Genomic DNA, 21789 nt, shown 5'->3' on the forward strand with positions numbered 1-21789 from the left:
AACACCACGATTTTTGGGCTTGAAAAGCTTCCGGTGACTGGGGCAAACTGAGGGCGGTAATTGGGGATCGGAGCACATTCCGACCCCAATAACCGACTGACTACCGCCCTCAGTTTTCGGGAGACGTAGCATGGGCAGCCTCACCGATGGCGCGATCCGGCGCAGCATCAAGGACGTCGAACTGACCGGAAAGCAGAAGTCCCTGGCCGACGGCGAGGGACGCGGCGTGGGCCGCCTGGTCCTCGTCGTGCGGCCGATGCCTAAGCGGGTGCTGGCGGAATGGATGGCCCAGCAATGGCGCGACGGTAAGCGGATCAAGGCGAAACTCGGCGACTATCCATCGATGTCGCTCGCCGCAGCCCGAGAGGTTTTCAAGCGCGACTTCGCGGACGCGATCCAGAAGGGTCGGAGCATCAAGATCGTCACCGATGCTCGGCCCGGAACCGTCGCCGACCTTTTCGAAGCCTACGTCGCCTCGCTCAAAGAAGCAGGTAAGCCGTCCTGGAAGGAAACGGAGAAAGGACTGAACAAGGTAGCCGACACTCTTGGGCGCAACCGCCTTGCCCGGGAGATCGAGCCGGACGAGGTGACGGAGGTGCTCCGCCCGATCTTTGAGCGTGGGGCCCCTGCCATGGCGGACCACGTCCGCTGCTACATCCGCGCAGCTTACAGCTGGGGAATGAAATCGGAGCACGACTATCGAAACACGTCGCCGCGCCGATTTCGACTGGTCTACAATCCGGCGGCAGGTATCCCGACTGAGCCTAAGGTCGTCGGGTCCCGGTGGCTGGACGAAGATGAGTTTGTCCAGCTCTGGCGATGGCTCGAATGCCCCGACGTGCCGGTGCACCCGCCCTATCTGCGGGCCGTTCAGATCCTGATGCTCACGGGCCAGCGGGTCGAGGAAATCGCGCGCCTTCACAAGGATCAGTGGGATTCCCGCGAACGAATTCTCGACTGGTCAAAAACCAAGAACAGCAAGCCTCATGCGGTCCCTGTTCCGTCCTTGGCGGCGGAGCTTCTCGATTCCATTAAGCCGAACGAACATGGGTGGTTCTTCCCCTCGGCGAAGGATCCATCGAAGCCCGTCAGCCATGGGACGCTCTATGCCTTTATGTGGCGCCAGCGCGACCGCGGCGTCATCCCGGTCGTGACCAATCGCGACTTGCGGCGAACGTGGAAGACGCTGTCAGGCAAGGCTGGCGTGCCGAAGGAAATCCGCGATCGCATTCAGAACCATGCGCTGCAGGACGTTAGCTCCAAGAGCTACGACCGCTGGAACTACATGCCAGAGAAGCGAGCTGGCATGGCGCGCTGGGACAAGTTCGCCCGCACCATGCTGGCCAAGAAGCCCGTCCGCCGGCCAGCGAAGCAGGCGGCGTGATCTCGCGCGTACTTATGATCGTGGCGTGCGTCTTGGCCGCTGGGGCGGCTGCGACCCCGGCAGCTGCGGATCCGTGCACAGCACCGGTCCCCACTCGCGCCGGTCACTCCTTTTCGGGCCAGGTCCGTTACGTGGGTGACGGCGACGGCCTGTGCGTCGGCGATTCCCCAGATCCGACGACTTGGATCGAGGTCCGCCTGGCGGATTTCGATGCGCCCGAGCTTCACGCCCCAATCGGAGCGCGTGCCAAGGCAGCACTGGAAGATGTCGCTCTCGGCCGCGGGGCCTTCTGCACCGCGGTGCGTGGCCGCAATGGCCGCGTGCAGGTCTATGACCGCGTCATCGCCGTCTGCCAGATCAGCGGACGATCGATCGGAACATTGTTGCGGCAGATCGGCGCGCCTCAGGGCGGCCGCTAGCCCGAGAACCTGTAGCTCCCTAGGCTCACCCGCTGTCGCTCGAGCGTCCAAGCTCCTGTGGACCCGCTTCGCACAGACGATGAGATACTGCCTCGGTGCCGAAGCAACATGCCGGCCATCGCCGACCCCGCGCGGGCTGATCCCGCAAACTCACTGTAACCAGCTCGCGGGAATGAGCTTCTCGCCCTTCCTCCATCGCTCGATCACCGCCGTTGCGAACCACTCCGGCTTTAGGTCTGCGTGATCCATGATGATGATCTGCAGCTCCGGCGCGAGTTCGGCCGCTGCATCGGCCGCCAGCTTGAAGAGCTGCAGCACGGCGGTCTGGTCCTCGTCGGAAAGCCCGTCGATTGAACCTTCCGCATCGCGGTCCGGTGGATAGTGAGCTTGAGATGGCTGGTCGAAAATGATGAACCCCGGCACGGGACGCTTCTTTTGACGAAACCATTTATGGAGAGCCAGGTGTGCCAGGACGTGGTAGCCGACCCAATTCTCGCCGCTTCCCATCCGGAACAAAGGGACCGGACCGTCAAGAGTATCAGCGACGACCGTCAGGGCCCTGATGTCGAGCCTTAGCTGGCTACCTCGGTGCTCCAGTTCCAGATCGTCAGAATACTGGGTCATGTAGCGGCCGATAATGTTCAAGAAGGCATCAAGCTTTTCCTTCATCGCTTCGGCGTCGAGCTCCCGCTCCAGCGCCGCAACCCGAATCCGGCTTGCCGCGATGGCCGATTTCAGCCCTGAGCTGGTGTCGGCGGTGCTGGCGGTCTCGACATACTGAGTGATCTTTCCGGTTGTTCGCGCCTGTAGAATGAAGCTGTCCTGTTGAACGCGGAGGATCTCGTTCTCCCTCATTCGCGCCGCAATCTGCTGCTGGTTTTCCCGCAGACGCTGCTCGATGTCGGCCTCTTCGCGATTGAGCGACGCCAATCTGAGCTGAAGCCGCGGGTTCTCAGCCTCAACCGCCTCGAGTTGATCGCTGAGCTCCTGAAGCGAGCGCTGCATCTGCACCACGGTCGGCGCCGGCACGGGAAGCTGGCTTTCGCACAGCGGGCAATGAGCGGAATCGTGATCGCCATGTTTGATCAGGCCGACGGAGCTCAAGCGAGCTCGCTGCTCTTTTGCTTCACGTTCGTAGCCACTCGTCTCCGACGTAAACGTCCGGGTCGATCGAATCTCGGCGTTGACCCTCTCGAGTTCGGTTCGAAGACCCTGGCGTTCAGCGCGTAGGCCAGCCAGCACGTCCTCGCCGTCACCCACCATAAAATTGTCGCGCACGCCGGTGTCACGCACCACGCGCTGAAGAACCGCAAGGACCGCCTCGTAGGTGAGCGCGACAGTCCGCTCGTCGATAAGTCCCACCTGTTTGGCTTCGTCGACAAGGGCGCGCGCACGCGGGTACGTGCTGCTATCAAGGGCGTCCGCGTCGCGGAGCTGGCGTTCTAGCTGACGTAGTTCGCGTTTGGCCTGATCGAGCTGGGATTGCTTGAATAGGCGGTCTTCATCCACGGCCCCAAGGAAATAGGGCAACGTATCTTTGATGGCCTGACTGACGAAGTCCTCGCCTTGCCGGTGGAACAGGCGCTGTTTGCTGTCGATGTCGTTCTGGTCTTGGAAGGAGAGCAACAGCGCGTGCCGGAAGTTTGCCTCCAGCGGGTCGCGGGTTGGGGTCGGAGGTCGATGTTCGTTCTCGCTGATGCCGATCGCGGCGCCGAGGAACTTCTCTACTGCGCCCACCGTCGTGTTTTTGAACAGGGCGGACTCCGACGGTGTCTCGATGCTCGACCCTCGGTCCATGTAGATATCGCCGTTCGTTCGATCGCCGACATCGGGGTTGCGACGGGCGATGAAGATCTGTCCGTCGCCAATTTGAAACAGCAAAGCATACCAGCCGACATACTTGCGGATCACGCCATCCGCGACGTTGCATTCGCTGCGGCCCGTACAGTAATCGATGATGTCGATTATCGCTGACTTGCCGGTTTTTGAGCCGCCGGTCAGTATATTTAGCTCGCCGGGTCTGAACACGACCTCGCGAACTTCACCCCGGCGACTGTAGAGAATGAGCTTGGCAATTTGCAGACTCACGGTGTCACCCCCCACGCGGCGTAGATTGTTGCGGTTGTGCCCGCGGCGGCAAACCATCGTCCCAAGAAACCTGCCCGGTCGACGCACTCGCGGGCTTCTGCGGTGAACAGCGCGGTCCGCTTCTCGGTCGCGGTTTGACGCTTCGCCCCAACGCTCAGGTCGCCGCTGTCCGCCAGCGCCAAGATCTGGTGCTGAGCACCGAACACAACGGCTTCGCGGGTGATCGCGCTCAGGCGCGTCACCCTGTTCGCGAAGTCGACAAGTTGCTCACGGTTGTCCTGAATCCAAGGCAAAAGCGAGGTCACTGTCGAGCTCGGCAACGCTCGCCGCGTGCCCTGGTGCAGAACGATCGGGAGAATAAGGAAGGTGAGAGCAAACGGGAACGGCCGCCCCGCCTTCTTCGTATAGTCTTCAGTCGTCTTCGCCAGCAAAGTGGCGCAGAAAGCCGGATTGAACAGATAAGCTTCTTCGGTGACGCGGTTCGACCAGGGCTGCATGGATTAGCCCACCCCGTCATCGGAAGGGTCATCCTGGTCGCTCTGATATTCAGGATGCCACCCGACTGCGTATCGATTCGACAGTATGTGATAGCTGCCGTGGGTCAGGAACCGGTCCCGAACGCTTCTCAATGTAAACTGGGCCTCGTTCTCCACCCATTTGTAAAGCAGCTGCCCGGCGGCGACCTTCTCGGTGGGCGGGCAACCCGGGCCGAGTTCGTCGACCAAGGCGGCGTGGCGCGGCTCCCACGCTTCCACGAGCTGCCGCTCATAGTTCTCGAGTTCGCCACCTACGAGAAGCTCTTCGCGCGCCCAGCGCGATCGCTGCTCGGACGCTCGGTAATAGTCTCGAATCGCGAACTCCACGCGCCGCGGGCCGACCTCGATCCTTCGCAACTGTTTCACGAAAGGACGCTTGTCGAGTTCGGCGACGACCGTCGGTGACGGATAGGTGGACGCATAATCGACCGGCAGGGCGTCTCGCCTGAACTCCTCCCGAAGTTCATCGACCCGCTGGTCAATGGCGAGCACGGGGATGGCCGAAGGGCCTGCTCCGGAGAGGGCCTTGATCACCACGCCGAACCACCATCCTTCAAGGCGCTCTACCAGATGGTCGACCTGATCGCGCGGCGCGGCGTGAACGAGCTCGCGCGCGATCTCATCCCCGACGTCGACGATGTTGGGCGAGCCGTCGAGAACGAGGATCGCCTTCAGCATGCTTTGACGCAAATCTTCCGGCAGCGCCGAGTAGGCTTGATAGGCTGCAGCGTTCTCCTTGTTCTTGGATGAAGCAGCGGTCTTCAGGAGCAGCTGATCAGCGGCCGACTCATCCCGTTCGCGCATGCGCAAGAGCGCCGCCGCTGACCCATCTGGCGCGAACCCTGTCGTCAACAGGACGAACTTGATCCTGAAGGGCGCCTCGACGTCTTCCGTCACGCGCTTGGTCCAGATGAGCAACGTTTTCCACAGATCGACGCTGGCATCCGTCAGGTTGCCCAGCTTGCCCACATGGTGCTTGGTCTGGATAAGCTGTGTCGGCTCACCGTTGACCTCGAACCCCACATCGTCGAACTTCTCGATCGAAATCTCCAGTTGGGGCGACTTGGCGATAGCCTGAAGACCGGCGAGCAAGGCGTAGCGGCATTGAAAAAGGTAGCCAGTCGCCGAAGCGCTGGCTTCGTGCGTGCTGGCTGGCTTCATCCCTGGCTCTGGCCCCTACTCAAATGAAGATTCCTTCGGTTCGGTAATTACAGCGATCACCTTCAATGTAAGTGACCGCTCGTGCAATACAGAATGCCCAGTCCTGTCCCCCATCATTCATCTGGGGGAGTATGTCCGAGTTCCACCGCCTTCCGGCGCTGTCCCGCGCTCAGCGCGCTCCAGAAGCGATGAACCCGGCGTGTCGGCATCTGTCGCAGGTCCTCGATGTGCTGGGCGCGGCGAAGCTCGACCTGAAAGAAGGAGGGGTGGTGGTCGATCCGAAACGTCCGAAGCTTCCAGAACACCACGGCGGCATATTTGGGCGTGAGCTTCTTGTTGCGCCGGTAGTAGTCGAGCGCGCCCGACAGCACCGGGTTGACCTCCTTCGTGGCGAGCTGTTCCAGCGCACGGATGCAGGACTCCAGTTGCATCCGCTGGGTAAGTTTGGCCAGATGGCGCTTTGCCTCCTCGGGCGAAAGGCGCCGGCCATTCTCCATGACGGCGACGTCGAATTGAAGTATGCAATGTGAGCCGACCCAGAGCGCTGCCTCGGTATATGGGTTGGCGATCTCGAAGTGATATCTGAGGTCCTGCTGGCCGCACAGTTCGCATGTCTCGATCGGTGTCTCGTGGTCGACCGTGTTTTCGGTGAAGGACCACTCGGCGAAGGCGGCAGGCAGCGTGTCGGCCACCGAAAGGGGCAGAATGCTGTCGCGCACGCGCTGGCTGTAGCCTCCCACTTCTCATCAGGCCTCGTTATTTAAGCTGACTTACCTTAGCCCATTTCCTATTTAAGCCAAGTGGGCATTGCTTAAATAAGGGTGGGTTGCCATAATCGGCGCACATGGTTGATCCCGAACCCAATCAGCGGCTGGGCCGCTTTGTCGAAACCCCCGTCGCCGGCGAGACGGTGCGTGCCTTCGTGCCGCCGCCGCTCCCCCCGGCGCCGCCGATCGACGTGCTCACGCTGCTGGACCGTTTGAGCCTAGCTGAACGCGCGCTGGGCCGCCTCGACGGCATAACCATGCTTTTGCCGCGCCAGGAGCTCTTCCTCTACATGTATGTGAGGAAGGAGGCCGTCCTCTCGTCCCAGATCGAGGGAACCCAATCCACCCTTACCGACCTCCTGCGCTTCGAGACCGAGGCGCAGGCCGGGCAGCCGATCGACGACATCCGCGAAGTCTCGAACTACGTCGACGCAATGATGTATGGCCTGGAGCGGCTTGAGGACTTGCCGCTGTCGCTCCGCCTGATCCGCGAAATGCACGCACGGCTTCTGCAAAGCGGGCGGGGCGGCACCAAGAGCCCGGGCGAATTCCGGCGCTCGCAGAACTGGATCGGCGGCAGCCGACCAGGCAACGCGCTTTTCGTCCCGCCTCCAACGACGGAGTTGGATGGCTGCCTCGACGCCCTTGAACGCTTCATGCACGAGGACGAGTCTCGACTGCCGGCGCTGATCAAGGCGGGCCTCCTGCACGTCCAGTTCGAGACGATCCATCCCTTCCTGGACGGCAATGGCCGTATCGGGCGTCTGCTGGTGACGCTTTACCTTTGCGTTCACGGCGTGCTGCGAAAGCCGCTGCTCTACCTGAGCCTCTATCTGAAGACCCATCGCGCCGACTATTATAGGCTGCTTCAGGAGGTGCGCGAACACGGGGCTTGGGAGGCTTGGCTGGACTTCTTCCTGACCGGCGTTGCGGATACGGCAAACCAAGCCTTCGACGCCGCGACCCGGATCGTCGAACTGTTCAAGCACGACCGCGAACGCATCACCGGCGAGAGCGAACGCCCTGGCTCCGCGCTGCGCATCCACGATCTCCTTCAGCAGAACCCCTATCTCACCGCAAACCTGCTGGTCGAGCGAACGGGCCTGTCCGCGCCCACCGTCAACGCCGCGCTTGCCGATCTTGAACGCCTCGGCATCGTCGAGGAGGTGACCGGCCGGCGGCGCGGTCGCGTCTTCGGCTATCGCCGCTATCTCGCAATCCTCAGCGAGGGCACCGATCCCCTGCCCGCAGCCTAACCCGAGAGAAAATTGTGCGTCTAGAAAGCGTCACCCTGTCCGGCTTCCGCTGCTTCGGCCCCGACCCGATCACGGTGCCGATTGCCTCGGAGATCACCGCCGTCGTTGGTCCGAACGCGGCCGGCAAGACCGCGCTCCTCCACGCCTTGTCGAAGCTGTTCGGCGTCTCGCGCGCACAACGCACCGTGCAGCGGTCGGATTTTCATGTCGGAGCTGACGAGGACATCGATGACCGTGAGCCGAAGGACCTGTTCATTGACGTGTTGATCGGACTGCCCGAGCTGGCCGACGGCACCGCCACGCCCGAAACCATCGCACCGTCATTTCGGCACATGCAGCTCGAGCGTGCAGACAAAGCACCGGTCTGTCGCTTGCGGCTCGAAGCGCGTTGGGAGGACGACGGAACCGTCGAGGGCGAGGTGTCGCAGGAGCTGTTCTGGGTCGATACGCTCGACGACAATCCCCCGGACGACAAGCGCCACCCCGTCTCTGCGGCCGATCGCGGCCTCATCCAACTCTACTACACCCCGGCCAGTCGCGATGCCGCCGCTCAGATCCGCGCCACGACCGGAGCGCTCGCCGCGCGCCTGCTGCGCGCCATTGAATGGTCATCGGACACCGAGGACGCCGTAAAGGGCGCGAGCGAAGATCTGGCCACCGCGTTTGAGGGCGAGGCAGCAATCGCGGCGATCGCAAAGGCCCTACAGACACGCTGGTCGGACCTCCATGACGATGTCGTCGACACCAAGCCTCGGCTCAGCCTCGTTAGTCGTAGGTTTGAAGAAATCGTCAGCAAAATCGCGGTCATCTTCGACCAAGGCCCCGACGGCCAAGAACGCGGCCTGGACGCGCTGAGCGACGGCCAACAATCGCTCTTCTACTTCGCGCTGGCCGCGGCCGTTTTCGACCTTGAGCGCCAGGTCGTCGCGGGCAAGGTCGAAGGCTTTCTTGACGACCAGCTGCGTATCCCCGCACTCACGCTGTTCGCGCTGGAGGAGCCGGAAAACCACCTGTCGCCGTACTTCCTTGCCCGGATCATTCGTCAGGTCCGGTCGCTCACCGACGGCGGGGGCGCCCAGGCGATCGTCACCAGCCATTCCCCGGCGGTTCTGAGCCGGGTCAACCCGCGCGAGGTTCGCTACTGCCGCAGCGACCCGAAGACGCGCGTCTCGTCCGTCAAGAAGATCAAGATGCCGACGGGCATAGACGAGGCGGCCAAGTTCGTCCGTGGCGCCATGCTCGCCTACCCGGAACTCTACTTCGCACGCTTCGTCCTTCTCGTCGAAGGGGACTCGGAGCGGATCGTCCTCCCGCGTCTCGCCGAAGCGCTCGACCTCCTGATCGATCCTGCCTTCGTCGCGATCGTGCCGCTGGGCGGGCGCCATGTGCAGCATTTCTGGCGGTTGCTGACGCACCTTGGCATTCCACACGCGACTCTGCTCGATCTCGACCTCGGCCGTAGCGGCGGCGGCTTCGGCCGGGTGAAGACCGCGATCGAGAAACTTATCGAATTCGGCGTGCCGAAGGCTAACCTGCTCAAGATCGAAGGCGGCATGTTATCGGACGCCGATTTCGCCAAGATGCACACGTGGCAGGATGCCGATGACCGCAAGCTGCTCAAGGGATGGGTCGACTGCCTGAAGCCTCACGCCGTCTACTTCTCCGCGCCGCTCGACCTCGACCTGGCGATGATCGCGGCTTTTCCCGACGCCTATGAAGCAGTTATACCCAAGGGGGGCGGACCCAAGATGGCCGTCGATAAGGCAGCCGAAGTCGTCCTGGGCACAGCTGGACCAGGGCTCGCCCTCTACACCGGACCTTACAAGGACTACCCGGATCTGCTGCCCGCCTATCGCTACCACTTCATCACGAACAGCAAGCCGGCGACACATCTCGCGGCGCTCACCCACATCAAGACCAAGGCCTTGCGTGAGGACATGCCGCCGTTGCTTTCGGAACTTCTCAACCATATCGCCAAATGCCTGCGGCGAGACTGACCATGGCGGTGCTTGCGCGACGGGTTCGACCCGACGATTGGAAGCCGATCGGTGTCGACGCCCTCGAAGCGAACGCGATCAAGGTGGTCCGCTCCACCGACAACCGCTCGGTCATCGCCGGCCCCGGTGCGGGGAAGACCGAGCTCCTCGCACAGCGCGCCGCCTATCTTCTGCAGACCGGCATCGCGCCGCCGCCGCGGCGCATTCTCGCGATCAGCTTCAAGCGTGACGCCGCGACCAATCTCGCCGCCCGCGTCCGCCAGCGCTGCCATCGCAGCCACGCCGGCCGTCTCGATTCGATGACCTTCGACGCGTTCGCCAAAAGCCTGGTCGACCGGTTCGGCCAAGCGCTGCCCGAGCGATGGCGACCGCGACCCGACTATGAACTCATGTTCCCAAACGATACGGCCTTTCGGGGATTTCTGTTCCAGGATGTCGGTACGCCTCCGAAAGCCATAGGCAGCTACGCTGACCTCCAGGCGATCTCCATCAAGACATTCGAGCGCTCGCTGCTCGTAGGCTCACCGCTTCCCGTTCTGGGCTGGCCTGACCCGACAGTCGGCCAGTGGGCGGCGGATCGATTCTGGCAATCGTCGCTGCACGAGGGAAAGAAGACCTTTCTGTCGTTCCCGATGATCGGACGGCTCGCCGAACTGCTCCTGCGCGTCAATCCGATGGCGCGCGACGCCCTCCGTTTGACCTACTCGCACCTGTTCATGGACGAGTTCCAGGACACCACCCAGATCCAATACGATCTCGTGCGAACGATCTTCCTCGGAACCGATGCAGTGATCACTGCAGTGGGAGACAATAAGCAGCAGATCATGCGTTGGGCGATGGCGATGGACGATCCATTCTCCGCGTTCGACGCCGATTTCGGCGGCAAGCGCACGCCGCTCTACAACAACTATCGGTCGTCGCCCGAGCTCGTGCGCATCCAGCATGTCCTCGCGCAAGCGCTAGACGCTCGTGCGGTAGAGCCCGTTTCGAAGACGGCAACCACGATTGCAGGCGAAAGCTGCGCAATCTGGGACTTCTCGAGTCCCGAGATCGAAGCACAGCGGCTGGCCCGGTTCGTCGCCGGCGAAGTGAAGGCCCATGCGCTCGGCCCTCGCGACTTCGTCCTGCTCGTGCGCCAGAAGGCGGTCGACTATGCGGCCGTACTCGAGCCAGCCTTTCGAGCCGCGGGAATCCCGCTTCGCAACGAGGCCGGAACCGTCGGCGCCGTCATGTTGCAAGAGCTTCTCGCGGAAGAAGCATCAGAGCTGTTGGTCAAGGTTCTACGTCTTGCCATGACGAAACGCGCAGGTCGGCATTGGACCGAATGCCAGGAGGCGCTGGGGGCTTTGCGCGGGATTTCTCCCGAGGACGAAGCCGCCCAGGCAATATTCGCCCGCGAGCTCGACGCCCAAGCGACCCAGCTCAGCGCCGACCATCCCGAACCGCCAGCGTCCAAAGCCGATGCGCGGACCATCGTTGATGACGTCCTTTGCTTCGTCGGCCGTGAACGGCTGATCGCCGTTCATCCCGCCTATGCGCAGGGCGGGTGGTTTGAGAAGGTCGTTGAGGCCACCGCAGTGCATCTGCACGGGTCATCGGCCGACGCCGCAGATTGGACGGAGACCCTCGACACCTACGAAGGCCTGCATGCCATTCCGCTCATGACGATCCACAAGAGCAAGGGGCTCGAATACCATAGCGTCATCTTTGTCGGGCTTGATGACGGCGCCTGGTGGAGTTTTGCTGGCGACCAAATGGAGGCGACCGCCGGCTTCTTCGTCGCGTTCACGCGGGCCAAGCAGAGGGTGGTCTTCACCTACTGCGCCAAACGCGGGGCGCGCACCAAGATCGCCACCCTCTACGGCCTTCTCAGCAAGGCCGGCGTTCAGACCATCCAGATAGCCTGAAATCTCCGTCCAGCCCGAGGCACCGAGATTCAGGTTCAAGAATTGTGAGGCAGCTGCTTTCTGGCTCCAATTGCCCCGCCAAATCTACGCTGGGGCGCGGCGTCGCCGCCGCCGTTACGCTACTGTTCCGCCTTCCAGAGAGTAGGATAATGCCGAATGAAGCCATCCGGCGCGAGTTTGAGGAGGCCTTCGTAGCTGGCGCTCGGTGCCTCGTACCAGAAGGCAGATTCGCCACGTCGCGTGTATCGCTGGTCCAGTTCGGTCAACTCACCTGTCTCGGCATCGAGCCATGCAACAGAGATGTGAGCGGCGCAGCCTTGAGCGATCGGAACGCGACGAAGCTGTTGCAGGTTCGTCGCAGGCGTGAACCCGAGATCGAGATCAACGAGATGATCCAAGCCGTGCACGACCTCCCCGTTCAGCGTCCACTCAGTCCCCTGTCGAACGATGAGGTATTCGATAGGTCGGCGCCCAAGGAAACCCCGAACGTCTCCGCGCACCGTTTTCCAATCGGCGCCACATTCGACGCGATAGGCAATGCACGCCGGGCCTTCCTTACGGCGAAAGACGGCGGTTCCTTCGATACGCCAACCACTACCGCACTGCTCCAAACGGCACGCGTCGTGACCGAGCGTATCCAGCCGTCGCCAAAAGGCAGTTGCCACGATAGTCACGTTCGACCTCCGGATCGGATCATCATTGTGGTAAAGCGTAGATGTAGTGCTCATCTTCGCCAGCCGTGGCCCATCACCTCGACCTGATGCGAGCGGCACGGACAATTTCATGATTGGCGCGAGAGCCCGTCGCTACGCGGCTCAGGGGACGGCAGTCTCGAACTGAATGTCACCGCCCAAGCTTGGGCCAAGCGCCGCCTCGGGCACATCGGCGTGGCGATCCTCTTCGGTGTAAAACCGGGAAAAGTGCTTGCCCAGGATTTCGCCCGGCGAATAGCCCTTGATCCGCTCCGCGCCTGGATTCCAGCTCGACACGCGGCCCTCGCGGTCGAGCAAGTAAATCGCGTAGTCCACAACGCTTTGGACGAGCACCTCGTAAGCAATTTTTGGGGCCGAACTTGCTTTTCATCGCACTGAAAGCTTATCGCCCAGGGAGGGCAACCCGCAACGTTCGGACCAAAAGCAGACCGACCTTCTTCCTACGCCGATACCACTGCAGCCGCGACCCTGAAACCGCCCCGCGTCCCCCACCCGCTGGTCGTCCCAGAACCTCGCATTCGCGCGCGAGGTGCTTCAATTTCCCGGACCGGGCGCTCCTCCTCCCTCGCGAAATATTCTCGCGCGCGACCGCCAGGGGAGACGCACCCGTCAATCGCACCGCCGTACCGCAGAGTCAGTTCAACAACCATGTTCAGAGATATGGCGTTCCAGCGCGAGCCGGGCGCCCTCCGATTCAACCCGCGCCTCGTCGACACGCCGTTGCAGTCGGTCGTATTCCTCCTTTGCAGACGTCGCCAACTTGCCTTGAAAAACCGTCACAGCGCGTGAAAAACTGGCCGTTTTTGCTTCGTAATCAATGACCAGGCGCGCCTTTTCTTTGCAGTCCATCGTTTGCTCTTCGCGCTCTTCGCCGACCTCAGATGTCAGACTCCGGCTTTCCGTTTCGCGCTCTCGCCGCCACTTCGCTTTTGATGCGATTGAGCAGAAGCGAGTGATCGTAGGGCTTCGACAACAGCGGGCCGTCCTCGCAGAGGTCCTGCGCCTTGGCGGCCGCCTTCTGGACGGTGCCGGCGAGAATGATCTTTGCGTCGATACCGTTCGACCGCATCCAACGCGCAAGACCGAAGCCATCGATCTTGCCGGGGCTGCTCACGTCGGCCAGCACGATGCCGATGGCAGCGCTGCCCGTGGTCAGCACCTCAACCGCTTCATCGGTATTCAGGGCTTCAACCACCTTATAGCCGCAGTCGCGCAAATATTCAGCGAGCGGCTTCCGCACGAGCACGTCGTTCTCCACCAACAGGATATGGGGACTAGTCATACCGCTTCACTGTTCGACGTGAAACCGCCCCCCGCGTCGTCCAGAATGGCACGGATTTTCTGAGCCACGTCGCCAAGTACATAGGGCTTCGTCATCAGCGGCGTTCCGTCGATCTCGCCCGGCAGCAGATGCCCAGACGTCAGGATCACCGGGATATGCGGGTAGAGAAGCCGCACCTGCTGGGAAAGGCCTATGCCATCCAGCGACCCTGGCATGCGCACATCCGAGAAGACCAGCCCTACATCGTTATGTGACCGCAGGTATTCCAGAGCTTCGTCGGCTGTACCAGCCTCGATGACATGGAAGCCACAGTCTCTCAGGTAGTCGCATATGACATACCTTACCAAAATCTCGTCTTCAACGACGAGTATCGACGTGCGTTCTTCTTCCGAGTCGGATGCAGGCTCGATCATCTCACCCCCTTTCCGACACAATGCCCAAGCTGGTCCCAGGTTCCTGGAGCGGCACGAGCCGGGCGCCGTAGCGCGCCTCGGCGCACAAAAAGGACGGACTGGCCGACGGAGCGCGTGACCGGTAGGAGTGATCAGGGTGGGGCAGGCAGATGCAGGAAACTCTCGTGCAACACCTCCGCAGCATGGGCGGAAATTTCTGCGCATCGGCAGAACGATTCGACGGGACTGACGGGGGCCGCACCGACGAGCATGTGTTCCAAAATCTCCATTGGGGATTGGAACTGTTGCTGAAGGCCTACCTTCACCATCGCGGGTGGACGGATGCGCGCTGCATCGCAGATGTCCGACACGATCTCGGCAAGGCGCTCGCCGCGTGCGAGCGGGAGGGGCTCGAGGGTATCGACCCCGAGATTCGCGCCTTCCTGCAAGCCCTCAGCCCTTTTTCGCGTGTCCATCGTGTGGCCGAGTTCGTGGAGGCGGGCGCCGCCGGCTGGACTGCGGCGGACGCGATCACGGTGAGCACCCGCCTTCGGAAAGCACTCGCCAGCGGCTTTTGGGTGGAGGGCGGCGAGGGATGAAGCCTTTCCCCGGGCCAGCCCGTGCTCTCACCGAACCCCATCTGCGGGCGGCACCCCGGAGGCCGTGCTGAAACTCCGCGTCGGAGCGAGGCACGGCGACGCGCCCTGCAAGACACGACTTTGGCGCTGTCCAACCCTACTTTGGTTCACTGGACAAAAGGGAGCCGGGTCAGGAGAGAGATTTGTCTGATGAGAGCGAAGGTATACTAACCAGAGTCAAGCGCTGGGCGCGACGGATCAAGCGGGACGTCGAGGCGCTCTGGATTGCGGCGCGTGATCCTCGCGTTCCTTGGTATGCCAAGGCGGTCTGCGCCGCGATCGCAGCGTATGCGCTTTCACCGATCGACCTGATCCCCGACTTCATCCCCGTGCTCGGTTATCTGGACGAGATCGTCCTGTTGCCGCTGGCGATCCTCCTTGCTGTGCGCCTGGTCCCACCTCAACTCATGGCCGAGTTTCGCGCGAAGGCCGACTCGCGAGCGGACCGTCCTGTCAGCTGGGTGGCAGCCGCGTCCATCGTCATCCTCTGGATCGCGGCCGCGATCCTGCTGCTCTGGCTGTTTTGGTCGAGGCCTATGACAGGCTAGAGCGCCGCGTTTTCCGCGCATCCTGCCCCGCAAGGCGCCCATAAGAGGATGAGGGCAGCGGCTATCGCCGTGACGGGTTGAGGGTCGAGAGAGAGGCTCCCGGCCGGCTCGTCATGGAGATGAGTCATGACCGAAGTTGAAGTCCTGGATACCCGCCCCGATGCGCGTGGCGGCTACAAGGTCGATGTCAGTCGAGGTGAGCGAATCGGCCGCGTGTCGTCCGAGTGGTTCAACCGACCGGCCGACGAACGCTACCTATCACTGTCCGAGCTGATGGCGTCGGTGAAAGGGCGGGCCGCGCGCAGTCGCACCCGCACCGTCGAGAGCGCCGCCGTTCGCGTCGAAGCCAGCCGCGACAATGCCGAGCGGCTCGACCTGGTGCTGCCCGGCTCCGAGGCGCCGGTCGCCCCCACGCACTGGAGCTTCGGCCAACTCGCCGCGCTGGTCGGCGCGCCGGCCGCCTATCTGCGCCAACTTCCGGCGCCGCTGGCGGGCATCAACCTACAATACGGCCTCACCTCGCACCGCGCCGAGCAGGTCAAGACTCTCGAGACCGACGATGGACGCGTCGAACTGCGCGCCGTCACCGGCCCGGACTATGGCCGCATCTTCGACCACGAGCTGGTCGCCGCGGTGCAGCGCATCGCCGGCAACGGCACCGGCGACACCCGCTGGAAGGTGCCAGGCGTGCTCGATTGGTCGACCGGCTTCTACAATCCGCGAGTGGACATCACCCAGGACACGACGACGCTCTACGCCAGCGACCGAGACGTGTTCCTCTTCCTGGTCGACGACCTCAACCCGATCGAAGCCGGGCGCCTGCCCGACGGCTCGCCTGATCTCTATTTCCGGGGCTTCTACTGCTGGAACTCGGAGGTCGGCGCGAAGACGCTCGGGATGGCCAGCTTCTATCTCCGCGCCGTTTGCCAGAACCGCAATCTCTGGGGCGTCGAAGACTTCGAGGAGATCACGATCCGGCACTCCAAATATGCCGCTTCCCGTTTCGCTCACGAGGCGGCGCCGGCGCTGACGCGCTTCGCGAACTCTTCACCGGCGCCTTTCATCAATGGCATCAAGGCCGCCCGGGCGCAGATCGTCGCCCGCACGGACGAGGACCGGACCGACTTCCTGCGCAAGCGTGGATTCGGCAAGGCCGAAACCGCCAAGATCATCGAGGCGGTGCTCGTCGAGGAGGGCCGCGCGCCGACCAGCGTCTTCGACTTCGTCCAGGGCATCACCGCTGTCGCCCGCGACAAGCCGCACCAGGACGCGCGGCTGGATCTCGAAGCCCGGGCAAAGAAGCTCCTCGACCGCGCGGCCTGACTCCTGCCGAGCCGTGGAATCGGCTTTGCCGGTTCGCGGCTCTCCGGCTCTGCGCTTTTCCTGATCCACGTTTCTGCGGCGTCGCTCTCTTCAGAGGAAGAGGGCGGCGCTGCGCTTCGTGACGGGTAGGAGGCCGAGAGAGAGGCTCCCGGCCGCCCGTCGTGGAGTGAAGACCATGGCCCAAGCGGCATCGAAGAAGATTACCCTGTCGTCCTCGCGCGACATCCCCCTCAACAAGCTCGTGCTCTCCCAGTCGAACGTCCGGCGCGTCAAGGCCGGCGTCTCGATCGAGGAGCTCGCCGAGGACATCGCCCGGCGCGGCCTGCTGCAGGGCCTGTCGGTTCGCCCCATCGTCGGCGAGGACGGGACCGAGACTGGCATCTACGAGATTCCGGCCGGCGGTCGGCGGTTCCGGGCGCTGGAGCTTTTGGTCAAGCAGAAGCGCCTCGCCAAAACTGCCCCCGTGCCCTGCGTCGTGCGCGACGACGGCATCGCCGAGGAAGACAGCCTCGCCGAGAACGTCCAGCGCGCGCCGCTGCACCCGCTCGACCAGTTCCGGGCCTTCCAGGCGCTGCGCGAGAAGGGCCAGTCCGAGGAGGATATCGCGGCGGCGTTCTTCGTGCCGGTCGCGGTCGTCAAGCAGCGGTTGAAGCTCGCTTCGGTGTCGCCGCGCCTGCTCGACGTCTATGCCGAGGACGGCATGACGCTGGACCAGCTGATGGCCTTCACCGTCTCGGGCGATCATGAGCGCCAGGAGCAGGTGTTCGAACGACTGACGCAAGGCTACGACAAGCAGCCCTACGTGATCCGGCGCATGCTGACCGAGCACGCCGTCCGCGCCTCCGACAAGCGGGCGCAGTTCGTCGGGATCGACGCCTATGTCGAGGCCGGCGGCACGGTCCTGCGCGACCTGTTCCAGGCCGACGATGGCGGCTGGCTGCAGGATGTCAGCCTGCTCGACATGATGGTGACGGAGAAGCTCCGGGAAGCAGCGGCCGAGGTAGAGGCCGAGGGCTGGAAGTGGACCGAGGTCGCGACTTCGTTCCCCTACGGCCATGTGTTCGGCCTTCGTCAGCTGCGCGGCGAGGAGGTCCCCATTACCGAGCAGGAGGAAGCCGCGCGTGCCGCGCTCCAGGCCGAGCTCGATGGACTGGAGGCCGAATACGCCGAGGCGGACGAGCTGCCCGAAGAGGTGGACGCACGCCTGGGCGAGATCGAGACCGCGCTGGAGGCCCTCGATCAGCGGCCGGTCCGGTTCGACGTCGACGAGATCGGGCGCGCCGGCGCCTTCGTGAGCATCGACGCCGGCGGCGGTCTGCGGATCGAGCGCGGGTTCGTCCGGCCGGAGGACGAGCTGCCGATCGAGCCGGAGGCGGACAGCGCCACCGGCGAACTGACCGGCGATGGCGAGGAGACGCGGACCGTCGCAGCTCAGGTCGACGACGATGGCACGGCCGTTCAGGTCGGACCCGTCGAGGAGCCGGAGGAGGATGAGGGCCTGAAGCCCATTCCCGACCGGCTGATGGCGGAACTCACCGCGCATCGCACGATCGCGCTGCGCCACGCGCTCGGCGAGAACCCGGACGTGGCGTTCCTGGCGGCGCTGCACGCGCTCTGCATCCGCGTGTTCTACCGCTACGCGCTCGACACCTGCCTGGAGCTCGACCTGAAGAGCGCCGGCTTCGCCGCTCAGGCGCCCGGGCTCGCCGATACGCCGTCGGCCCGCGCGCTCGATGTGCGGCATCAGGCCTGGGCCAACACCCTCCCGAAGGAGCCGGAAGAGCTCTGGGACGCGCTCGACGGCTTCGATGCGGACAGCCGGCAGGCGCTGTTCGCGCACTGCGTCGCGCTGTCGGTCAACGCCGTGATCGAGCCCTACAATCGCCGGCCGCGGGCGATCCTTCATGCCGACCGGCTCGCGCAGGCGGTCGATCTCGACATGGCGGGCGCCGGCTGGACCCCGACCGTGGACGGTTTCCTCGGCCGGCTCACCAAGGCGCGCATCCTCGCCGCCGTGCGCGAGGCGAAGGGCGACCGGGCCGGTGACCGCATCGAGCATATGAAGAAGGGCGACATGGCGGAGGCCGCCGCGCAGATCCTCGCGGGCTCGGGCTGGCTGCCGGAGCCGCTGCGCACGCCTGGGCGGGCGATCGGCACCGTCGCTGCGGAGACGGCCGACGCCGGCGACGCGGCAATCACGGCGCCGGCCCCGGTCGAGACCGCCGACACCGATGTCGTCGAAGAGACGGCGGAGGACGGCGGCGAAACGGCTATGGGCGAGTTCGATCCCGTCGACGATGATGAGGAAGCCGAGGCCAACGTCCCCCACGCCGTCGCGGCCGAATAACGTTCGTCAACAAACCCGTCTCCACCTCAGGCCCGCCGGCGACGGCGGGCCTTCTTTTTCTGGGGTCGCCTTATGCCGAAAACCGCATCAGACCTCGCGCAGCGTCTCGGCCGTCAGGCGGAAGCGGTCTGCCGCCATTACCTTTCCGCCGGACGCCGCGAGGGCCGCTACTGGCTGGTCGGCGACGCACGCAACACGCCCGGCCGATCGATGTTCGTCCGGCTGAAAGGCTCCGAGTCCGGCAAGGGCGCGGCCGGCAAATGGACCGACGCGGCCACGGGCGAGCATGGCGACCTGCTCGACGTGATCCGCGAAAGCTGTGGCCTCATCGATTTCAAGGACGTCACCGATGAGGCGCGGCGCTTCCTCAGCCTGCCGCATCCTGAGCCTCACCCTGATCAGCGGTCCTCGCGCCAGGCAGCCGCTCCGACCGGATCGCCGGAGGCGGCACGGCGGCTGGTCGCCATGTCGCAGCCGATCTCGGGCACTCTCGCCGAAACGTATCTCCGCAAACGCGGCATTACGGCTTTGCACGCAAGCGGGTCGCTGCGCTTCCACCCTCGCTGCTACTATCGCCCCGACGAGCATTCTCCGACCCAGACGTGGCCGGCAATGATCGCGGTCGTCACCGACCTTAACGGCAGGATCACCGGGGCGCACCGCACCTATCTCGCGCCCCCTGGCATGGATTCGAGCGCAGACGGCAAGGCGACGATCGACACGCCGAGGCGGGCGATGGGCGACCTCCTCGGACACGCCGTACGGTTCGGCGTGGCGGGCCAGGTGATGGCGGCCGGCGAAGGCATTGAGACCATGCTTTCTTTGAGGCAAGTCCTGCCCGCCATGCCCGTGGCGGCGGCGCTCTCTGCCGCGCACCTTGCCGCCCTCCTCTTCCCGGACACGCTGCGCCGGCTCTACATCGCGCGCGACGACGATCCGGCAGGCGACGGCGCGATGGCGACCTTGACCGAACGCGCGCATGCGGTCGGCATCGAGGCGATCGTGCTGTCGCCGAGCCTTGAGGACTTCAACGAAGACTTGCGCATCCTGGGCCAGGATAGCCTTCGGGCAGCCTTGCGGGTGCAGATCGCGGCGCAGGACGTCGCGCGCTTTATGCAGTTGGCGGCATAGGCCGAGAAGGGATGTGGCAGGCAATCCGCTCTCCGCCTCGCTCAGATGCTTTCCCGTGTCGGGGAGGACCGCGCCCCGGCCTTCGAGAGGGCGATCGGCCGGCAACCGGGCCGGACCGGCAATGTCTGCAGCCGACTATTTTCCGGCGCGGCCCCGTTGGGCCGCTTTCCATCGCGAAACAAAATAGCCGGCCTCCGCCATCCTCCGCTGACGCTTCGGCCCTGCGCTTCGCTGCGGGTGCAGGTCCGGTCCGCTCGCCAGCTTTCGTCGCCATGAAGGCCGCGAGGGTCGCGGTCACGACCGACGGAGCATCCCATGAGCGAGCATCACGACCACGAACCGGACCACGCCGCATCTCCCACCGACCATGTCCTCAGCGAACTTCAGCTCTATGGCTACCGTCCCTTCGCGGACGACCCCGACCCGAGGGAACTGCCCGATGGCAACCAGGTGGCAGGCGCCATCGCGGACATCTTCGACGCCCTGATCTCGACGCTCGAAGACACCCGCCTCGAGCCGGACCTCGACGACCTCCTCTGGTCGACGGTCAACCTCTTCCACCGCGCCACCCAGCGGATCGAGCGCGAACTGGACGACAACGAGCAGGCGCAGCGCCGCTCGCAGCGCGAGCAGGACGGCAGCGAGGTGAAGTCGGTCGAGTTGGAACGCCTCATTGCCGAAGGGCAGACGCTGATCGAGCGGCGCGACGCCTTCGAACTGATGCGCGACGAGGCCGCCGAGCAGTTCGAGCGCCAAACTCGCTCATCGTGGAGACCCCGCAGCGGATCGATGGTCAACCACCGCCACCTGACCTCGGCGATGATCGACAGCCGTGACTTCCTCGCGGCGAAGAAGCGGGCCGAGACGCAGGTCATGCTGCCGGCTGGCCCGAAGATCGCCTTCACCGGCGGACTGGACTTCAACGATCACCGTCTGATCTGGGCCAAGCTCGATCAGGTCCACGCCAAGCACCCCGACATGGTGCTGTTGCACGGCGGTTCGCCCAAGGGCGCCGAACGCATCGCATCCCGTTGGGCGGACCATCGCAAGGTGCCGCAGGTGGCGTTCAAGCCCGACTGGACCAGGCACGCCAAGGCCGCGCCCTTCAAGCGTAACGATCAGATGCTGGACGTGCTGCCGATCGGGGTCATGCGTTTTCCCGGCACGGGCATCCAGGACAACCTCGCCGACAAGGCGAAGAAGCTCGGCATCCCGGTTTGGCACTTCGGAGCCGGGGCGAGTTAGCCCCGGACTTCCGCAAAACCATCTATTTTTGTTAGGATTTGCCAATGTCCGACGATCCTATCATGACCGAGATCCAAGCAGCCATCACGACCTTACAAGGTGGTGCACGAGCCGAAGCGCGCCAAGCGTTCGTGGATATCTGGGATAAAATTGAGCGCGATCCAAGACCCCTCCATGAGTGCACACTGGCGCATTTCATGGCCGATGCGCAGGACAACCTGCAGGATGAGCTGGCATGGGACCAGCGAGCGCTGGCTGCAGCGCTGCGCTGCACCGACGCCGAAGCCAAAGGACATCACGACAGCCTATCTATTGCGGCTTTCATGCCGTCGTTGCACCTCAACCTCGGCGACGATTATTTGCGCCTAGGAGACAGAGCGGCTTGCCAGCGCCATCTCGCGGCAGGAATGGCCGCCACCGCAGATCTGCCCGACACCCCGTATGCGAGCATGATTCGCGGCGGCCTGGATCGTCTGGCCGAGCGTCTCAATTCGGTGCCGTAGGACCGCTCCGTTTCAGGCCGCGCACTGTTGCATTCTCCTGCGGGCTCATGACAAGGGCGAAGTCCGGCCCGTATCCAGAACAACCATCGAACCACCCATCGCCGGCCACCATCTCCCGCTTTGCTGCGCTGATCCTTGGTCCGACCGATCGA

The 21789-nt window shown here is 63.9% G+C and carries 20 protein-coding genes and 1 pseudogene; 12 read left to right on the plus strand and 9 right to left on the minus strand.

The window, feature by feature from the left end:
* The first annotated feature begins 130 nt into the window (after positions 1 to 130).
* Together AB4Z24_RS03445 and AB4Z24_RS03450 are read left to right on the plus strand one after the other, a co-directional pair.
* Positions 131 to 1384 (plus strand): tyrosine-type recombinase/integrase, encoded by a 1254-nt coding sequence (locus tag AB4Z24_RS03445; protein WP_116968893.1) that lies wholly within the window; start codon positions 131 to 133, stop codon positions 1382 to 1384.
* Positions 1381 to 1803 carry a thermonuclease family protein gene (locus tag AB4Z24_RS03450; protein WP_441706006.1) on the plus strand — a complete coding sequence of 141 codons (423 nt, stop codon included), beginning with the start codon at positions 1381 to 1383 and terminating at the stop codon, positions 1801 to 1803. The genes AB4Z24_RS03445 and AB4Z24_RS03450 overlap by 4 nt, the downstream gene beginning before the upstream one ends.
* A 150-nt stretch (positions 1804 to 1953) precedes the next feature.
* On the opposite strand, the gene AB4Z24_RS03455 is transcribed toward AB4Z24_RS03450, so the two are convergent.
* From AB4Z24_RS03455 to AB4Z24_RS03470, 4 genes are all read right to left on the minus strand, one after another.
* Positions 1954 to 3891 carry a DUF3732 domain-containing protein gene (locus tag AB4Z24_RS03455; protein WP_162006109.1) on the minus strand — a complete coding sequence of 646 codons (1938 nt, stop codon included), beginning with the start codon at positions 3889 to 3891 and terminating at the stop codon, positions 1954 to 1956.
* Positions 3888 to 4388, minus strand: a complete 501-nt coding sequence (locus AB4Z24_RS03460; protein WP_137901409.1) for a three component ABC system middle component — start codon at positions 4386 to 4388, stop codon at positions 3888 to 3890. The genes AB4Z24_RS03455 and AB4Z24_RS03460 overlap by 4 nt, the downstream gene beginning before the upstream one ends.
* 3 nt (positions 4389 to 4391) lie before the next feature.
* Positions 4392 to 5588: an ABC-three component system protein gene (locus AB4Z24_RS03465; protein ID WP_137901410.1), complete on the minus strand. Its 1197-nt coding sequence runs from the start codon at positions 5586 to 5588 to the stop codon at positions 4392 to 4394.
* Between the two features lie 113 nt (positions 5589 to 5701).
* Positions 5702 to 6328, minus strand: coding sequence for a hypothetical protein (locus AB4Z24_RS03470; RefSeq protein WP_116968896.1), 627 nt, complete (start codon positions 6326 to 6328; stop codon positions 5702 to 5704).
* A gap of 104 nt (positions 6329 to 6432) precedes the next feature.
* On the opposite strand from AB4Z24_RS03470, the gene AB4Z24_RS03475 reads away from it, so the two are divergent.
* Genes AB4Z24_RS03475 through AB4Z24_RS03485 form a run of 3 tightly spaced genes read left to right on the plus strand, consistent with a single transcriptional unit; the run spans position 6433 to position 11515 of the window.
* Positions 6433 to 7611 (plus strand): Fic family protein, encoded by a 1179-nt coding sequence (locus tag AB4Z24_RS03475; RefSeq protein WP_116968897.1) that lies wholly within the window; start codon positions 6433 to 6435, stop codon positions 7609 to 7611.
* 14 nt (positions 7612 to 7625) lie between these two features.
* Positions 7626 to 9608 (plus strand): ATP-dependent nuclease, encoded by a 1983-nt coding sequence (locus AB4Z24_RS03480; RefSeq protein WP_116968898.1) that lies wholly within the window; start codon positions 7626 to 7628, stop codon positions 9606 to 9608.
* A gap of 2 nt (positions 9609 to 9610) precedes the next feature.
* Positions 9611 to 11515 (plus strand): UvrD-helicase domain-containing protein, encoded by a 1905-nt coding sequence (locus tag AB4Z24_RS03485; RefSeq protein WP_116968899.1) that lies wholly within the window; start codon positions 9611 to 9613, stop codon positions 11513 to 11515.
* A 119-nt stretch (positions 11516 to 11634) separates the two neighbouring features.
* Here the strand turns inward: AB4Z24_RS03485 and AB4Z24_RS03490 are convergent, their stop codons facing one another.
* From AB4Z24_RS03490 to AB4Z24_RS03510, 5 genes and pseudogenes are all read right to left on the minus strand, one after another.
* The gene (locus AB4Z24_RS03490) at positions 11635 to 12189 is read right to left on the minus strand and encodes a putative glycolipid-binding domain-containing protein (protein ID WP_198669278.1); all 555 of its coding nucleotides are present in this window, start codon (positions 12187 to 12189) and stop codon (positions 11635 to 11637) included.
* 186 nt (positions 12190 to 12375) lie between these two features.
* Positions 12376 to 12573: pseudogene (locus AB4Z24_RS03495) on the minus strand (PAS domain S-box protein); the annotation flags it as partial.
* A gap of 294 nt (positions 12574 to 12867) precedes the next feature.
* Positions 12868 to 13077 carry a hypothetical protein gene (locus AB4Z24_RS03500; RefSeq protein ID WP_058771712.1) on the minus strand — a complete coding sequence of 70 codons (210 nt, stop codon included), beginning with the start codon at positions 13075 to 13077 and terminating at the stop codon, positions 12868 to 12870.
* A gap of 28 nt (positions 13078 to 13105) precedes the next feature.
* Positions 13106 to 13510, minus strand: coding sequence for a response regulator (locus AB4Z24_RS03505; RefSeq protein WP_116968902.1), 405 nt, complete (start codon positions 13508 to 13510; stop codon positions 13106 to 13108).
* A complete protein-coding gene (locus tag AB4Z24_RS03510; protein ID WP_058639974.1) occupies positions 13507 to 13923 on the minus strand; it encodes a response regulator in 417 nt (138 codons plus the stop codon). The genes AB4Z24_RS03505 and AB4Z24_RS03510 overlap by 4 nt, the downstream gene beginning before the upstream one ends.
* 149 nt (positions 13924 to 14072) lie before the next feature.
* Here AB4Z24_RS03510 and AB4Z24_RS03515 point away from each other — a divergent pair, with 149 nt between their 5' ends.
* The 7 genes from AB4Z24_RS03515 (at position 14073) to AB4Z24_RS03545 (ending at position 21637) form a co-directional block, all read left to right on the plus strand.
* Positions 14073 to 14501 (plus strand): hypothetical protein, encoded by a 429-nt coding sequence (locus AB4Z24_RS03515; protein ID WP_137901411.1) that lies wholly within the window; start codon positions 14073 to 14075, stop codon positions 14499 to 14501.
* 182 nt (positions 14502 to 14683) lie between these two features.
* The gene (locus tag AB4Z24_RS03520) at positions 14684 to 15088 is read left to right on the plus strand and encodes a YkvA family protein (RefSeq protein WP_244625930.1); all 405 of its coding nucleotides are present in this window, start codon (positions 14684 to 14686) and stop codon (positions 15086 to 15088) included.
* Between the two features lie 126 nt (positions 15089 to 15214).
* The gene (locus AB4Z24_RS03525; protein ID WP_137901412.1) at positions 15215 to 16411 is read left to right on the plus strand and encodes a DUF932 domain-containing protein; all 1197 of its coding nucleotides are present in this window, start codon (positions 15215 to 15217) and stop codon (positions 16409 to 16411) included.
* A 175-nt stretch (positions 16412 to 16586) separates the two neighbouring features.
* Positions 16587 to 18758 carry a ParB/RepB/Spo0J family partition protein gene (locus AB4Z24_RS03530; protein WP_137901413.1) on the plus strand — a complete coding sequence of 724 codons (2172 nt, stop codon included), beginning with the start codon at positions 16587 to 16589 and terminating at the stop codon, positions 18756 to 18758.
* Between the two features lie 72 nt (positions 18759 to 18830).
* Positions 18831 to 19889 (plus strand): DUF7146 domain-containing protein, encoded by a 1059-nt coding sequence (locus tag AB4Z24_RS03535; protein ID WP_137901414.1) that lies wholly within the window; start codon positions 18831 to 18833, stop codon positions 19887 to 19889.
* Positions 19890 to 20204: 315 nt separating this feature from the next.
* Positions 20205 to 21134, plus strand: coding sequence for a DUF2493 domain-containing protein (locus AB4Z24_RS03540; RefSeq protein WP_137901415.1), 930 nt, complete (start codon positions 20205 to 20207; stop codon positions 21132 to 21134).
* A 44-nt stretch (positions 21135 to 21178) separates the two neighbouring features.
* Complete coding sequence (locus AB4Z24_RS03545; RefSeq protein WP_137901416.1) at positions 21179 to 21637, plus strand: hypothetical protein; 459 nt, start codon at positions 21179 to 21181, stop codon at positions 21635 to 21637.
* The last annotated feature ends 152 nt before the right edge of the window (positions 21638 to 21789 follow it).

The organism is Hyphomicrobium sp. 2TAF46 (assembly GCF_052114865.1).
Lineage (GTDB): Bacteria > Pseudomonadota > Alphaproteobacteria > Rhizobiales > Hyphomicrobiaceae > Hyphomicrobium_B.

Excerpts from the sequence above, each read along its gene's own strand:
- AB4Z24_RS03475 (WP_116968897.1), top strand. The coding sequence starts at position 6,433 with ATGGTTGATCCCGAACCCAATCAGCGGCTGGGCCGCTTTGTCGAAACC.
- AB4Z24_RS03445 (WP_116968893.1), top strand. The coding sequence starts at position 131 with ATGGGCAGCCTCACCGATGGCGCGATCCGGCGCAGCATCAAGGACGTC.
- AB4Z24_RS03500 (WP_058771712.1), bottom strand. The coding sequence starts at position 13,077 with ATGGACTGCAAAGAAAAGGCGCGCCTGGTCATTGATTACGAAGCAAAA.
- AB4Z24_RS03545 (WP_137901416.1), top strand. The coding sequence starts at position 21,179 with ATGTCCGACGATCCTATCATGACCGAGATCCAAGCAGCCATCACGACC.
- AB4Z24_RS03460 (WP_137901409.1), bottom strand. The coding sequence starts at position 4,388 with ATGCAGCCCTGGTCGAACCGCGTCACCGAAGAAGCTTATCTGTTCAAT.
- AB4Z24_RS03525 (WP_137901412.1), top strand. The coding sequence starts at position 15,215 with ATGACCGAAGTTGAAGTCCTGGATACCCGCCCCGATGCGCGTGGCGGC.
- AB4Z24_RS03510 (WP_058639974.1), bottom strand. The coding sequence starts at position 13,923 with ATGATCGAGCCTGCATCCGACTCGGAAGAAGAACGCACGTCGATACTC.
- AB4Z24_RS03485 (WP_116968899.1), top strand. The coding sequence starts at position 9,611 with ATGGCGGTGCTTGCGCGACGGGTTCGACCCGACGATTGGAAGCCGATC.
- AB4Z24_RS03530 (WP_137901413.1), top strand. The coding sequence starts at position 16,587 with ATGGCCCAAGCGGCATCGAAGAAGATTACCCTGTCGTCCTCGCGCGAC.
- AB4Z24_RS03465 (WP_137901410.1), bottom strand. The coding sequence starts at position 5,588 with ATGAAGCCAGCCAGCACGCACGAAGCCAGCGCTTCGGCGACTGGCTAC.
- AB4Z24_RS03505 (WP_116968902.1), bottom strand. The coding sequence starts at position 13,510 with ATGACTAGTCCCCATATCCTGTTGGTGGAGAACGACGTGCTCGTGCGG.
- AB4Z24_RS03540 (WP_137901415.1), top strand. The coding sequence starts at position 20,205 with ATGAGCGAGCATCACGACCACGAACCGGACCACGCCGCATCTCCCACC.
- AB4Z24_RS03515 (WP_137901411.1), top strand. The coding sequence starts at position 14,073 with ATGCAGGAAACTCTCGTGCAACACCTCCGCAGCATGGGCGGAAATTTC.
- AB4Z24_RS03535 (WP_137901414.1), top strand. The coding sequence starts at position 18,831 with ATGCCGAAAACCGCATCAGACCTCGCGCAGCGTCTCGGCCGTCAGGCG.